The sequence below is a fragment of the Parasaccharibacter sp. TMW 2.1891 genome, from assembly GCF_023337675.1.
In the GTDB taxonomy this organism is placed as follows: Bacteria; Pseudomonadota; Alphaproteobacteria; order Acetobacterales; family Acetobacteraceae; genus Bombella; species Bombella apis.
In genome coordinates, this window is the sequence record NZ_QORT01000001.1 from 1,196,995 (window position 1) to 1,209,611 (window position 12,617).

Here is a 12,617-nt window from a genome sequence, read left to right on the forward strand (position 1 = left end):
TTTCTTACAGTTCTTTCTCTGAACGAACAATGGACAGCTTGGCAATATCACCATGCGGGCTGACCAGGGTCACATCCACAGATTTACCCGGCGCAGTCGCACCAATCTTGGCCAGATTCTCCAGATTGCGCGTGATGGAGAATGCAAACCCACCCAGCCAGGCGAAATTGCCGATATTCTCAGCAACGGAAGGCCATACCAGAGCAGGAACCGGATGCCCGCTCATCTGCACCTCACCATAAGAACGATCCTGGAGGACGGCAAAGCCATCCAGCATCTCCTTGGTCAGAAGGATGAAGCGCTCCCAGTCATAAACAGCCGGAGAATTCCAGTGTGTATCGTTATTGCGCGGATTGATCGAGAAGAACGTGCCGGAATCCTGGTCTTCAAGAGCGACCAGATTCTCACCTGCAGCCACAAACTGGGCATCCGGCAGGTTCTGGGCAACGCTCGACGTATGGCGGAACATGACACGGGCCGGCGTTTTCAGCGGCCAGGAAGACAATACAAACGTGTCCGGATAAGCCCCCGGAGAAAGATAATCGCGGATCAGTGGACCACCCTCTGAAGGCTGATCGATCACATGACCGAACCAGTCCATGACCCAAAGACGCTGCAAACGATTCTCACTCATGGTAACACCTCATTACATCAGGTTATGAAGCAAATTATAACAGGGCAGAAAAAATGTAAACATCCCCTTTCATGAAAGAAATTTGTTAACAAAAAAACAGTAAAGAATAATGTACTAAATAAAAAAAACATAATGATAATAGACCACCACGTCCCTGCTTCAACCTTCCCTCGCACCTCCATCTCTTCTCCAGATAACAATATGCTTACGCGCCATCACGTCCCGCTTCCTCTTCAGGGCAGCCAGAAGCACATTATGGACAGATTTTACTATGTAACGCACATCCACCACCCGCACCTGCATGCAGGCGACAGGCCAGAACTACATGAGCCCAACGGATATTTTATAGGGAGACTACTCTGCAACGGAGCGACACTACAAGGCGGCATAATGGTGCGCCCTGCTGGATTCGAACCAGCGACCCACAGCTTAGAAGGCTGTTGCTCTATCCAGCTGAGCTAAGGGCGCTCCTGCCTTGCTGCATGACGTGGTCGGGGCGCCCGGACTCGAACCGGGGGCCTCCTGTACCCAAAACAGGCGCGCTACCAGGCTGCGCCACGCCCCGACGACGTGATGCCTTCTTAAAGGGACTTCACCGTACAGGCAAGGGACTTTCTTGCATGAAAAAAGTGTTTTTTCAAAAAATTACGCCTTGTGACTGCGGTTCAGTGGCGCAACAAACTGCGGCGCCATGTCCCATGGGAAGAGAACCCACGTATCCTGCGGCACTTCTGTCACGAAATGATCGGTACAGGGCCGCCCATCCGGCTTGGCATACAAACAGGCAAAAACAGCTTTGGGCAGCATCTCCCGCACATAACGGGCCGTCACCCCCGAATCCACAAGATCATCCACGATCAGGAACCCTTCCCCATCACCTGCGGCTTCCGGGGCTTTCAGCAGCTTTGGTTCCTGCTGGGTTCCTGCCTCACCTGCATAACTGACGACAGACACGCTCTCGATCAGACGGCATCCCAGCTCCCGCCCCAGAATGGCCGCTGGAATCAGCCCTCCCCTCGTGATGGCCACAATGCCACGAAACGGACGATATTTGCGCATCAGCTCCGTGGCCAGAAGGCGGGCATCCCGATGCAGCTGGTCCCATGTCACCGTCGCATAATTGATGCTCTGCGAACCCTGCGTCTGTACGGTGCCTGTCATGCTCTGTTCGTGCCCTTCAATCATGCATTATTCCACGCCCCTATCATACGATAAGACAGAAACTGGCAGAACCACAACATGCTGTTTTATTTTATGGGAAGCATGAAAAAGGCCCGCAGCCATACGGCCCGGACCTGAATGAAAGGCTGGCTCCCGAAGTAGGACTCGAACCTACGACCCAGCGATTAACAGTCGCTTGCTCTACCAACTGAGCTATTCGGGATCAGCTGGAGCCTATCTAGCCAATCTCCTCCGGCAGGTAAAGCCCCTTTTTTCAGCAAATTAGAAAATAATTTCACCCGTATCCGCTCCGGATACAGAAAAGGCCCGCAGCCATATGGCCCGGACCTGAATGAAAGGCTGGCTCCCGAAGTAGGACTCGAACCTACGACCCAGCGATTAACAGTCGCTTGCTCTACCAACTGAGCTATTCGGGATCAGCTGGAGCCTGTCTAGCCAATCTCCCCCGGCAGGTAAAGCCCCAGAAAAGATTTCTCGGCAAGAATCTTCCGAATACCGTCAATCCCCGGCAGCAGAACCGGCTTCCAGCTCTTCCCGCCCTTCAGTCGCCAGCTGATCGACCAGATCATTTTCTGCATGCCCGGAATGACCTTTTACCCAGTGCCAGTCCACCTGATGCCGCTTGGCTGCCTCCAGGATACGCCGCCACAAATCCATGTTGGCCACAGGGTCTCCCGATGCATTGCGCCAGTTGCGCCGTACCCAGCCCGTATGCCACCGGGTGATGCCATTCCGCAGATACTCACTGTCCGTGTAAAGATTGACCACACAGGGGCGTGTCAGCGTTTCCAGAGCAACGGCAGCCGCCGTAAGCTCCATGCGGTTGTTGGTCGTTTCCGCCGCCCCGCCTTTCATGGTGCGCTCATGACCCTGACAACGGAACAGGATACCCCAGCCACCTGGCCCAGGATTGGGCTTGCAGCCTCCATCCGTCCAGATATCCACCTGCGTGCTGGGAGCTGCGTCCCCTTTCTCCGCCCTGTCAGACATGGTCTGCCTTCCGGAAATGATGCAGCCGTCTCTGATAGGCCCAAGGGTCTTTTTTGGTTACCAAAGCCCCCTCTGGCGTATGCACCCAATCATACAGACGTGTAAGCAGAAACCGCATGGCCGCTCCCTGGCACAGAATCGGCAGGGCCTGATGTTCGGCAGCATTCAGCGGGCGAACCTGTTCATACCCGCGCAAAAGTGCCTCAGCCCTGTCCTCCCGGTAATGACGTTCGTCCTCAAAACACCAGGCATTCAGACAGATGGCCAGGTCATAAGCAAGAAAGTCCGTACAGGCGAAATAGAAATCAATGATGCCAGAGAGATGACCATTCTGGAAAAAGACATTATCCATGAACAGGTCAGCATGAATCTGCCCACGAGGCAGGGACCCGGCCTCCGGCCACGCTGCCACAAGCGCTGAAAGAGCTGTGCGGACCTCCGCCATCAGGGCTTTCACCGCCTCATCACCACCATCCGTACACCGGGAGAACAGCTCAACCCAACCTTCCGGTGCCAGAGCATTGGCCCTCTCGGCCCTGTAACCCAGCCCGGCTTCATGCAGACGTGCCAGACTCCGCCCGACCTGCTCACAGGCCTGCGGGGTTACCACCTCCAGAGACTGCCCCTCCAGAAAACTGACCAGAATGGCAGGCCGACCTGCCAGCTGGCGCAGAGCCACCCCGTCTTTCGCCACGACAGGCTGCGGACAGGCTATCCCCTCTCCCGCCAGGTGCGCCATCAGCCCAAGAAACCACGGGAGCTCCTCCGGTTTCATGCGTTTTTCAAACAGCGTCAGGATGAAGCGCCCCTGAGTGGTTTTCACCAGAAAATTGCTGTTCTCTATTCCTTCCGCAATCCCGGTGAAAGAGCGAAGCTCCCCTATGTCATAAAGTGACAGGAAGCCCCGCAAGTCCCCTTCCTGGAGGTCCGTATAAACCGCCATGAACGATCAGACCGCATCCGAAAGCGGATGGGGAAGGCGGAAATTGATGTTTTCCTCCTTCACGATACGCTCCTCGATTGTCACGTCATAACGGGCAGAAAGCTGCTCTATCATTTCCTGCACAAGGCTCTCCGGAGCGGACGCACCGGCACTCATGCCAAGCGTCCTGACACCCTCCAGCTCATTCCAGTCCATGTCGGAAACCTTTGGCACCAGCAGGGCCCGCTTGGCCAGAGACCGCTCGGCCACCTCCCGCAGACGCTGCGAGTTGGAAGAATTCGGTGAGCCGATGACGATGACCAGATCACACTCCGCAGCCAGTTCCTTCACGGCCATCTGACGGTTTGTCGTGGCGTAGCAGATGTCCTCCCGGCGGGGCCCCACGATGTTGGGAAAACGGGACCGCAGGATGTCCACGATTTCTGCCGTGTCATCGACGGACAGGGTCGTCTGCGTGATGAAGGCCAGACGGTCCACGTCCTTCGGCTGGACCTCGGCCGCTTCTTTCGCATCATTGATCAGCGTAACAGCCCCTGGCGGCAGCTGCCCCATGGTGCCGACCACCTCAGGATGCCCGGCATGACCGATCATCAGGATATGGCGCTGCTCCGGGCCACCCCCGGCGAAATGACGCTCAGCCTCACGATGCACTTTGGAGACAAGCGGGCATGTCGCATCCAGGTACAGCAGATTGCGGCGCTGCGCCTCTGCCGGAACGGATTTGGGCACGCCGTGGGCTGAAAACACGACGTGACCATCCTCTGGCACCTCATCCAGCTCCTCGACAAAGATGGCACCTTTGGCTTCCAGCCCTTCCACGACAGTGCGATTATGCACGATCTCATGGCGGACATAGACGGGTGCCCCATAACGGCGCAGAGCCTCCTCGACCACCCGAATGGCACGATCCACCCCGGCACAGAAACCGCGTGGTCCAGCCAGCAGAATCTTCAGTGGCGGCTTGCCAGTGGCCGAATCTGCTCCGGGGACGGCAGAGTTGGAGGTTACAGGCGTCGTCTGTTCTGACATAATCTTCCCCAGGCAGGCGATGAACGATACGATATTGAACGGTCCGGTGGTGCTCCATGCAAGGTCATGGGCTATCCTGCACCACCATTCTGGGCCTCTATATCGTCCGTATTGCCGTCTGCTGCAATGTCCTGCGCCATTTTCTTGTGGAGTTTTCTGAGTCCGATGCCTGCATTCTCCCCCTCATCCCGCATCTTTCCCCGCCTTGCAGCGGGCCTCGGCTCCCTCATGCTGGCTGGTTTTCTCAGCGGGTGCGAGGAGGCGGATACCACCCATACCTTCGCTCCGGCCTGCCCCAAGTTCGATGTTCCCGGCCAGGTGGCGGACCGCATCACTTATGATGGAAAAGGGCTTGATGCCGCCCACCGCCTGACCTCCACCCACATTCTGGGTGTTCAGGGAGACTGCCGTACTGGCCCGCAGGATGCACAGAAACGGCCCATGACCCGTGTTCGTGTCAGCCTGAACCTCCAGCTGGAGCGTGGCCCTGCCACCAGCAGCGACAGTGTGACGGTTCCCTATTTCGTGGCCATCCTTCAGGATGGGGCCATCGTGGACAAAAAAGTCTTTACCGAAACAGTGAAGCTGCCTCCAACCGTCTCTGTCAGCCACAGCAGCACGCCACTGCGGTTCATTGATGTGCCGACAGGCAACAATCCGCAGATCAGCCCCTACTCCATGGAGATCGGCCTTCAGCTGAATCACAGCGAACTGGACTATAACCGCAGCCACCTGCGTGCAGCGCAATTCCACGAGCATGTGCAGTAACTGGCGCCAGACAGGCAGCCCCCTGCACGCCCCATGAACAAAGGGCCCTCCAAGTCCTGGAGGGCCCTTCCCTGTTACACCTGATGCAGCGGAATGCTGCCGAGCCGCTCCTCCGCCAGAGGATCAAGGACATAACGCCACTCCTCCTTCAGGCGGGAGGCCACGTCAGCTTCCTCCACCATGTCCAGCAGGGCCAGGAGCCGCTCCTGCCAGGTTTCGCGCACGATGTTCTCGGCCTGTGCGATGGCGGTGATGCTCCGCAGCTTCACCATTTCTTCCAGCAGTCCATCAGCACGGTTCAGGACATTTTCATTCTGCCCCTCATGCGGGTCATTCATCTGGCAAATGAAGGCATTGGCCCAATAGTCGGCGTACCGCTCCACACCGAAGGACATGGCACCGTCCAGCCCGCTGTTCCGGGCATATTTCCAGACCCATTCAATGATCGACTTGTAGTAGTAATGGGAGATGTAAATATCTTCATAATGACCGCCGTCAGCAAAAGCAGGGTCCGCCCCGATGCCGGGTGGTGGATTGCGGTAACTGTGAATGGACCCATCTGACAGCCTGTATGTGAATCTGTCTGCCTGCAGCCAGACCGGATGATGCGGCCGGGACTGTATGGCCCGACCGGGCCGCACGGCAGATTTGACCAGCCGCCAGCCCTCACCGATCCCACCACGGGAGACAATGTCACGATTCCGCTGTGTCAACGGCCGGACCAGGTCCGCCAGCCCATCCCGGTTGACCTCGGAAGCCACGAACTTCCAGTTCAGGGCGATGGCATCACTCTCCCAGCGGGAGAAGCCCTGAAGATACTCACCCACCGTCCGGTAGGATGGTGCCAGCGTGATGAACTCATCTCCATCCAGAATGAAGCACCACTCATAATCCAGAATGTTCGGCAGCACGTTCAACCCGTGCCCGTAAGCCTTCGTCTGGGCGGACATCCCTGGCTGGACGGGATTCTCGATGAAGGTGATGACCCCCTCATCATGCAGGGCCTTCAGAAGCAGGTCCGAGCGATCATTGTTGTCGTTGCTGTAAATGAAGAAATGCTCGACCCCTATGCTCCGATGATAGGCGATCCATTCCAGAACATAGATACCTTCATTACGGATCGTGGACATCATGCAGACCCGCTTGCGTGGCTTCACGCTGGCCCGGGCCGCATGCAGGGTTGCATGGATGAAGCCAGCCGGTGCGTCCGCCTGCCCCCATGTCAGCACGTCATCCCCCAGCGGGCAGCCCCGTTCGGCTGCAGGATAGCTCTCCCTGTCCTCAAGCCAACGGGCAAGACACTGCCAACCATCCCTCCACGGACTGCTCCCCGCCTGACGGAGCAGGGCCTCACGCAGGGAAGGCCGCTCCAGCAGCCTCTGCCCCACCTCACGGACAGCAGACCAGGCCGCCACCGGCATCATGGCATCCAGCAGCCAGACCAGATGGCTCCCCTCATATGTGTCTATCAGCTGCTCCAGATCATCCGCTGAAGGGAACATCCTGAAATGGGCAGCCATGTCCTCGCCCAGGCGTTGCAGTTCCTCTGTTGCCGCAACCTCATGCAGCTGGAACTGCTCCCAGCCCATCAGATGGCTGCAGTCCCCAAGAAACTCATTGACACCTCCCTGACTGTTCCAGGGCTGGGCTGTACAGCACAGGCTGGACCGCAGGAGGTTCCGCAGTCCTATGCGCCCCTCATGCCCCACGATATCGACACGGCGGAAGGGCAGCACGGCCCCCCTGTAAGAGAAATGCCTGATCCAGAGGAGCGGAGGCTCCCCACCTTCCGGGCCCATGACAAGAAAGACGTAATCTGGCTGGTCGGAAAGCGTCATCGCCAGCAGGGGAACATAAAGAGGTTCACCATCCTCATCCCGGCGTGTCATCTCGTCGGAACGGACATGGCAGATTCCATGATCCTTGCGCCGGACAGCCAGCCAACCCTGATGTGCTGTCTCCAGATAATGAAAAGCCACCTTTACCACCCCATGCCCTTCCAGCATCATGTTGCCTACCCTTCAGGATGCTCCTATTATCTACAGGAGTCTGTTAAATAATCTGGCCTGTTTATGCAAACCGTTCTTCCACCACCTGCAGAATTCATTCCTGTCGCTTTGCCTCTGACAGAGCACAGTGCACCCAATGCGTATGCTACCATCCTCTCCGGGATCAACAACCTTCTGCCAGGAGTGAGGCTTGCCCTCTACATGCTGCATGAGGGCCTGCCGGAGGAAACCATGACAGCAGGCCGGCGTCTTTTTGATGGCAGACGCTCCCAGATCCACTTCGTGGATGTCTCCGAATGGATGCAGACATACAACCCGGCCTATCTCGACACGACAGACCGCACGACATTCTACAGCCTTGCTGTGCCAACCCTGTTCGCCAATTTTTCCCGCATTGTCTATCTGAGCGATGACATACTGCTGCGGGCCTGCCCCAGCCTGCTTTATTACAGCATCCCCGCCACGGCGCAGATCGGTGCAACGCGGGACCTGCTCCTCATCCCGGCCCAGACCAACGGTTTCCGCCTGCCGCAGGCCATTGCTGGGGGCCCCCCGCTGGTAGACTATCACTGCGGGGCCCTTGGTGTGCTGGACTCGAACAATTACTTCCAGAATGGCGTTCTTGTCTTCAACATTGCCGAGATCAGCCAGGCGCAGGCGGAAGAATGTGGCCACCTGTGCAGCACTCTGTTCTGGATGAGCGACCAGGACATCCTCAACCGCATCTTCTATGGCAAGGTCCATTTCATCCACCAGAACTGGAATGTCTGCTGGGGGCCGGGCTGTGTCGAGGCCAGTGAGACCCTCCCGGCAGAGTGGAAGAAAATTTACGATGACGGGCTGGCCAATCCCTTTGCCGTGCATTTCTCCGGCTTCCCCAAACCATGGACAGGATGGGATGGCCCATACGCAGAAGATTTCCGGCGGCTGCTCGGGGATGTGCTGAGGGCCTTTCCCTAGGGCCCCGGTACCCGGTACAGCAGGTTTCATCTTCCCTTTCACTCAATGACAGACTGGCGAGGCATTTCATGGCCGGGAAACTGGGCATCGGCATCATTACCTATAACCGCAAGGCCATCCTGAAGGAGGTCATCGCCAGCATCCGCCGTCATACCCGCACGACATTCGAATTTGTCGTTGCGGATGATGGCTCCACCGATGGTACGCCCGACATGCTGAAGGAGCTGAATGTTCCCTGTGTCACCGGGCGCAACAAGGGCATCTCGTGGAACCGCAACCGTGTCCTCTGGTACCTCAAGGAAGAAAAACGGTGCGACTGGATCCTTATCCTGGAGGATGACTGCTTCCCTACCGTCTTCGGCTGGGAGCTGCCCTGGATTGAGGCCATTGAACGCTATGGCCACATCAATTTCATGCCGGAAATCACCATAGAGATCGACAATGACATTTCCTCCGGCAGCGGCACGCCAGAGGATCCTTTCATTGCCCCCATGCATCAGGCCTTCTGCGTTGGCTATCACGCAAAGGCCCTGTCCCACGTTGGGTATCTGGATGTCCGGTTCGAGAAATACGGGGAAGAGCATGTTGAACACACCCAGCGTTTTCTCCGGGCAGGCTATGGCGGCCTGGCACAGCACCTCAGCCCGGAACGTGGCCAGCTCTTCTATCTGAGAGGCGGGTTGAACACCCTTCCCTCCCACAGCCACGGCAATCATGAGCTGGCCATGAGGAACCAGGCCATCCATGATGCCATCCGCCATGAACCGCTCTACCGCCACCCTTGGCGGACCGACGAGCAGATGTTCGAGTTCCGTGAAGAAATCGCCGCAGCCCTTTCACGCCCCTCTCCCGAACCGGGCGGAGAAAGCCTGCAGTTTGACAGCATCATCTCTCTGGGTGGGGATGAGACAGTCAATCAGGCCCTCAACAGATACTTCGGCCGCCCTGGCCCTGGTCTTTTCGACCAGTTTCTTGTGCCATTCCACACTCTGGTCTCACTCTTCCAGAATAGTTTTGCCGGGCTGCTTTCCACCAACTGCCTCTATGGCCATCACAAGGCCCTGCGCTGCCGGGACACGCTGATCACCTACCACAACTGTTTGGACAAGCCGGAAGAAGAACCGGCCAGCGTAGAAAAATTCCATGAGCAGCTGCCTCTTTTACGGCACCGTTTCCATGGCATGATCCAGGAAATTGACACGCTCTGCCGGCAGTCCCGGCGTGTGCTGTTCATCCGCAGCTGGCGGGATGGTCATCTTTATGGCGGGCAGCATCGTCCTGCCCATACAGCCACTGCCAATTTCACAGCTCTGGTAGAGGCCTTGGCTGCCCGCTATCCTGCGCTGGACTTCAAGGTCATGTTCGTCAATTTCGGTGATGCTACCACCGCCGATCAGCGCATGATCTTCGCCAACACAAAAACACCGGACACCTGCTCAAAAGAAGAAGAGCTGGCCGGATGGACAACCCTGTTCTCCGATTTCAGGATCACACAAAGTTCCTGAAACCGGAATCCTCTCCCTCACAGGTTGGTCAAATGACGCCACGCATGGGCTTCTTCCGGCAGAGTGCCCAGCGTCTGGCCGATGATATAATCGGCCACGGCGCACTCATTGAAAAGAGCATGATAGCGCTGCCATCCCGCCCGGGCGGCATCCTTACGAAGGGTCGGCGCCTTGTGGTACTGGCTGACAAGCTCCACCAGTTCATCAAGACTGCTGAAGAAGGCCATCTCCTGATCAGAGAAGATACGGTCGAAACCTGTCTGCCGCTCCATGAAGACAAGCTGGCCGTTGCCGATCATCTGTGCAAGACGGTCTGAACTGTAGAGATAATAATCTGCCCTGCGGCTGATATTCAGCCCCATCGCTGTCTGCTCCAGCAAAAGGGAATAAGCAGCTCCACTGGCATAAGGCTGCCGACGGACCCCCGCATAAGCAAAACGCACCGACGGGGGCAAGCGCTCCTCCAGCGTCTCGCAAAATTCCTCCATATTCCAGTCCCGTCCACAAATGGTCCGCAACCGAGCTGGATTCCCGCAGGAATAGAAAACATCCGCTTCCGGATATGACAGCGCAAAAGCCTGTCCCCGTTCGACACTGCGATCCACCGGGTTGGGAAGATACCCAACATGCCCCTTCTCCCCTACCACCTGCCGGACAACCGGCCCTGCCGTGGAGATGAAACTGGCATCCACCACCTGATGCCGGGCCGCAAAGTCTTTGGCATTGCTCTCCACGAACAGGGCATCAACATTCCACTGCACCACTGTCATGCCGGGCTGCTGCTGACGCAGCTCCTCAATGACGAAAGGGGGAATCATGTACCCATGCCCCAGCAGAAGAATGTCAGGCGCACTGAACGCCACGAATTCCTTCAGCGCCCGGAAAAGATGATGGCGGCCCATCTTGCGGCTGCCAAACCAGCCACCGGAGCGTGCAACATCCCTGTAAGGAAAATTGATGACGTGATGGCCATTCCGTATCAGGCCATTGGAGAGTTTCCCCCCCACACTGAACTGGGTCGGCGCCTTTTTCTTCAGGCTGAAAAAAAAGTCCCCAACATGAACGATCTTGAGGGGATGTGCCGTCTGCCATTCCCCCCCGTGCCATATCCTGTCGACCATCGCTGCCCCCATTCCGGCTGCCGGAAACCCAGCCATGGCAGAAGAACGTGCAGTCATCATGGCATGGTTGATCAGTCCACCCACCATTGCACAGGTTTCTGGCCCTCGTCATCCACCTCCGCAGGGGCGGCTGGCTTTGCCCTGGTCGGGCTGGCAGCACGACGTGCCTGATGCTCCCGGGCCTGATGCAGCTCGGCCCGCAGGCGCAGGATGCTCTCATCACGCTGCTGGAGAGCCTTCCTGCCTTCCTCCACCTGGAGGCGCAGATGTGTCATCTGGGTATTCACGGCCTGAATCCGCTTGTTCAACGTAGCAAGCTCAGCCTCTACATCATGAACCCGACGCCTTTCCCTTTGCAGGCTCTGCTTCAGCCTTTCCTGCTCCTGCCCGGCCTCTGAGGCAGCCATCACACGATTCGCAGCCCTCTTCTGCGTAGGGCGCCCCAGTGACTGATGCTCCACAACAACCGTATCATCCCCGGAAAAGCGACGGCGGCGCCCCACCTGCTGAGCAGATCGGCCACGGGGCGCAGAATGGCCCCTGTAACCATGGCCCGGTGCCCCATCTCCGGCCTCTACGGCAGCTGGCCCGCCCCCCATTTTTTCCAGAGCCTTGCGAAGAGAATTCTCAGTCAAAGGCGAATCGTTCTGCATGTCCTGGTTCGTCGATCCTGATGATATGTCACAACAGAAAAACCTCTTCCTTTTTCCTGTACATCAGGAGCATCACCTGCTCTCAGGAAGACAAGAACCGGTACGGCATTTGTACAGAAAGGTATCAGGATAGGTCTTTTACTCTCAATACTAGCCCTTTAACACACCATCAATAAAACGTCAAAAATATGACAAATTTCTGCCATATTACAGGAGGGCGCATCAGCCCCCATGACGCCAAAGTGCGTCACCGGCGAATCAGACCCAGGCCCTGTTCCTGGCTGCGGTTTAGAAGGTCCAGCGCTGTTCCTGCCAGACTTTTCATGTCTGCCGTGCTGCCACTTTTTTTAGCCTGTGCCAGCGCAGCCCTCTCCCGTGCCGTGGAAGCATGGGTCAACGCATAAAGCAGAGCCCTGTCAAAAGGCCGCCCGTATGACCGGCCCAGCGTGGCCAGACGCTTCTGCTGTATGCCAGACTGCGTCTCGACCAATAAAAGCGTATGGGCTGTTGCCACCTTCTGGGCATCAGCATGCAGTTTGTCGTAATCCTTGGACTGTTGGGCCGCAAACCCCTTGATGAGCTCATCACCACTATGCAACGCAGCCAGATCGGTCGCAGCCTTCATATAGGCAGCACGCAGGTTGATCTGCTGCAACAGCACGGCATCATCGGCAGCCAGCTTCGGTACGGGCGTGACAGGGCCCTTTGGCAAAGGCGGAACCCGCGGAGCTGAAGGCGGCGTGAGACCACACCCCCCCAGAGACAGCAGCCCTGCACAAACCACAAAACGAAATTTCATACGACGTTCCCCCTTCTCATCCTC

The 12,617-nt window shown here is 57.4% G+C and carries 12 protein-coding genes and 4 tRNA genes; 3 read left to right on the top strand and 13 right to left on the bottom strand.

The window, feature by feature from the left end:
• Nucleotides 1–4 precede the first annotated feature (4 nt).
• The 9 genes from DTJ15_RS05270 to ispH all read right to left on the bottom strand — a co-directional run bounded on the left by DTJ15_RS05270 (nucleotide 5) and on the right by ispH (nucleotide 4,778).
• Nucleotides 5–634: a hypothetical protein gene (locus DTJ15_RS05270; protein WP_043559812.1), complete on the bottom strand. Its 630-nt coding sequence runs from the start codon at nucleotides 632–634 to the stop codon at nucleotides 5–7.
• Between the two features lie 391 nt (nucleotides 635–1,025).
• Nucleotides 1,026–1,102: transfer RNA gene (locus DTJ15_RS05275), tRNA-Arg, on the bottom strand.
• Nucleotides 1,103–1,122: 20 nt separating this feature from the next.
• Nucleotides 1,123–1,199: transfer RNA gene (locus DTJ15_RS05280), tRNA-Pro, on the bottom strand.
• Nucleotides 1,200–1,279: 80 nt separating this feature from the next.
• Entirely contained in the window at nucleotides 1,280–1,795 is a 516-nt protein-coding gene (gene gpt, locus DTJ15_RS05285) for a xanthine phosphoribosyltransferase (RefSeq protein ID WP_081563261.1), read from the bottom strand.
• A 147-nt stretch (nucleotides 1,796–1,942) separates the two neighbouring features.
• A tRNA-Asn gene (locus DTJ15_RS05290) sits at nucleotides 1,943–2,018 on the bottom strand.
• A gap of 138 nt (nucleotides 2,019–2,156) precedes the next feature.
• A tRNA-Asn gene (locus tag DTJ15_RS05295) sits at nucleotides 2,157–2,232 on the bottom strand.
• An 82-nt stretch (nucleotides 2,233–2,314) separates the two neighbouring features.
• Nucleotides 2,315–2,806 (bottom strand): ribonuclease HI, encoded by a 492-nt coding sequence (gene rnhA / locus DTJ15_RS05300; RefSeq protein ID WP_081563262.1) that lies wholly within the window; start codon nucleotides 2,804–2,806, stop codon nucleotides 2,315–2,317.
• Complete coding sequence (locus DTJ15_RS05305) at nucleotides 2,799–3,749, bottom strand: homoserine kinase (RefSeq protein ID WP_103765157.1); 951 nt, start codon at nucleotides 3,747–3,749, stop codon at nucleotides 2,799–2,801. Before DTJ15_RS05305 ends, rnhA begins: the two co-directional genes overlap by 8 nt.
• Nucleotides 3,750–3,755: 6 nt before the next feature.
• Nucleotides 3,756–4,778: a 4-hydroxy-3-methylbut-2-enyl diphosphate reductase gene (gene ispH, locus DTJ15_RS05310; RefSeq protein WP_043559807.1), complete on the bottom strand. Its 1,023-nt coding sequence runs from the start codon at nucleotides 4,776–4,778 to the stop codon at nucleotides 3,756–3,758.
• A gap of 165 nt (nucleotides 4,779–4,943) precedes the next feature.
• Here ispH and DTJ15_RS05315 point away from each other — a divergent pair, with 165 nt between their 5' ends.
• Nucleotides 4,944–5,546 carry a hypothetical protein gene (locus DTJ15_RS05315; RefSeq protein ID WP_249109577.1) on the top strand — a complete coding sequence of 201 codons (603 nt, stop codon included), beginning with the start codon at nucleotides 4,944–4,946 and terminating at the stop codon, nucleotides 5,544–5,546.
• A gap of 74 nt (nucleotides 5,547–5,620) precedes the next feature.
• Here DTJ15_RS05315 and DTJ15_RS05320 read toward each other — a convergent pair whose 3' ends face one another.
• Nucleotides 5,621–7,555, bottom strand: a complete 1,935-nt coding sequence (locus DTJ15_RS05320) for a glycosyltransferase family 2 protein (protein WP_081563265.1) — start codon at nucleotides 7,553–7,555, stop codon at nucleotides 5,621–5,623.
• 63 nt (nucleotides 7,556–7,618) lie between these two features.
• Between DTJ15_RS05320 and DTJ15_RS05325 the strand changes: the two genes are divergently transcribed.
• Complete coding sequence (locus DTJ15_RS05325; RefSeq protein ID WP_043559804.1) at nucleotides 7,619–8,515, top strand: glycosyltransferase; 897 nt, start codon at nucleotides 7,619–7,621, stop codon at nucleotides 8,513–8,515.
• A 68-nt stretch (nucleotides 8,516–8,583) separates the two neighbouring features.
• Nucleotides 8,584–10,020: a glycosyltransferase family 2 protein gene (locus DTJ15_RS05330; RefSeq protein WP_249109578.1), complete on the top strand. Its 1,437-nt coding sequence runs from the start codon at nucleotides 8,584–8,586 to the stop codon at nucleotides 10,018–10,020.
• Nucleotides 10,021–10,037: 17 nt separating this feature from the next.
• Here the strand turns inward: DTJ15_RS05330 and DTJ15_RS05335 are convergent, their stop codons facing one another.
• The 3 genes from DTJ15_RS05335 to DTJ15_RS05345 all read right to left on the bottom strand — a co-directional run bounded on the left by DTJ15_RS05335 (nucleotide 10,038) and on the right by DTJ15_RS05345 (nucleotide 12,593).
• Nucleotides 10,038–11,201 (bottom strand): glycosyltransferase, encoded by a 1,164-nt coding sequence (locus DTJ15_RS05335; RefSeq protein WP_249109579.1) that lies wholly within the window; start codon nucleotides 11,199–11,201, stop codon nucleotides 10,038–10,040.
• An 11-nt stretch (nucleotides 11,202–11,212) separates the two neighbouring features.
• A complete protein-coding gene (locus DTJ15_RS05340) occupies nucleotides 11,213–11,794 on the bottom strand; it encodes a hypothetical protein (protein WP_192848310.1) in 582 nt (193 codons plus the stop codon).
• 247 nt (nucleotides 11,795–12,041) lie between these two features.
• On the bottom strand, nucleotides 12,042–12,593 hold the full coding sequence (locus DTJ15_RS05345; protein ID WP_043559799.1) for a DUF4142 domain-containing protein: 552 nt from the start codon (nucleotides 12,591–12,593) through the stop codon (nucleotides 12,042–12,044).
• Nucleotides 12,594–12,617: the final 24 nt, after the last annotated feature.

Bases quoted from the DNA above. Each gene is read 5' to 3' on its own strand.
- DTJ15_RS05320 (WP_081563265.1), bottom strand. From the start codon at position 7,555: ATGATGCTGGAAGGGCATGGGGTGGTAAAGGTGGCTTTTCATTATCTG.
- DTJ15_RS05305 (WP_103765157.1), bottom strand. From the start codon at position 3,749: ATGGCGGTTTATACGGACCTCCAGGAAGGGGACTTGCGGGGCTTCCTG.
- DTJ15_RS05340 (WP_192848310.1), bottom strand. From the start codon at position 11,794: ATGCAGAACGATTCGCCTTTGACTGAGAATTCTCTTCGCAAGGCTCTG.
- DTJ15_RS05330 (WP_249109578.1), top strand. From the start codon at position 8,584: ATGGCCGGGAAACTGGGCATCGGCATCATTACCTATAACCGCAAGGCC.
- DTJ15_RS05345 (WP_043559799.1), bottom strand. From the start codon at position 12,593: ATGAAATTTCGTTTTGTGGTTTGTGCAGGGCTGCTGTCTCTGGGGGGG.
- DTJ15_RS05335 (WP_249109579.1), bottom strand. From the start codon at position 11,201: ATGATGACTGCACGTTCTTCTGCCATGGCTGGGTTTCCGGCAGCCGGA.
- rnhA (WP_081563262.1), bottom strand. From the start codon at position 2,806: ATGTCTGACAGGGCGGAGAAAGGGGACGCAGCTCCCAGCACGCAGGTG.
- DTJ15_RS05325 (WP_043559804.1), top strand. From the start codon at position 7,619: ATGCAAACCGTTCTTCCACCACCTGCAGAATTCATTCCTGTCGCTTTG.
- DTJ15_RS05270 (WP_043559812.1), bottom strand. From the start codon at position 634: ATGAGTGAGAATCGTTTGCAGCGTCTTTGGGTCATGGACTGGTTCGGT.
- ispH (WP_043559807.1), bottom strand. From the start codon at position 4,778: ATGTCAGAACAGACGACGCCTGTAACCTCCAACTCTGCCGTCCCCGGA.
- DTJ15_RS05315 (WP_249109577.1), top strand. From the start codon at position 4,944: ATGCCTGCATTCTCCCCCTCATCCCGCATCTTTCCCCGCCTTGCAGCG.
- gpt (WP_081563261.1), bottom strand. From the start codon at position 1,795: ATGACAGGCACCGTACAGACGCAGGGTTCGCAGAGCATCAATTATGCG.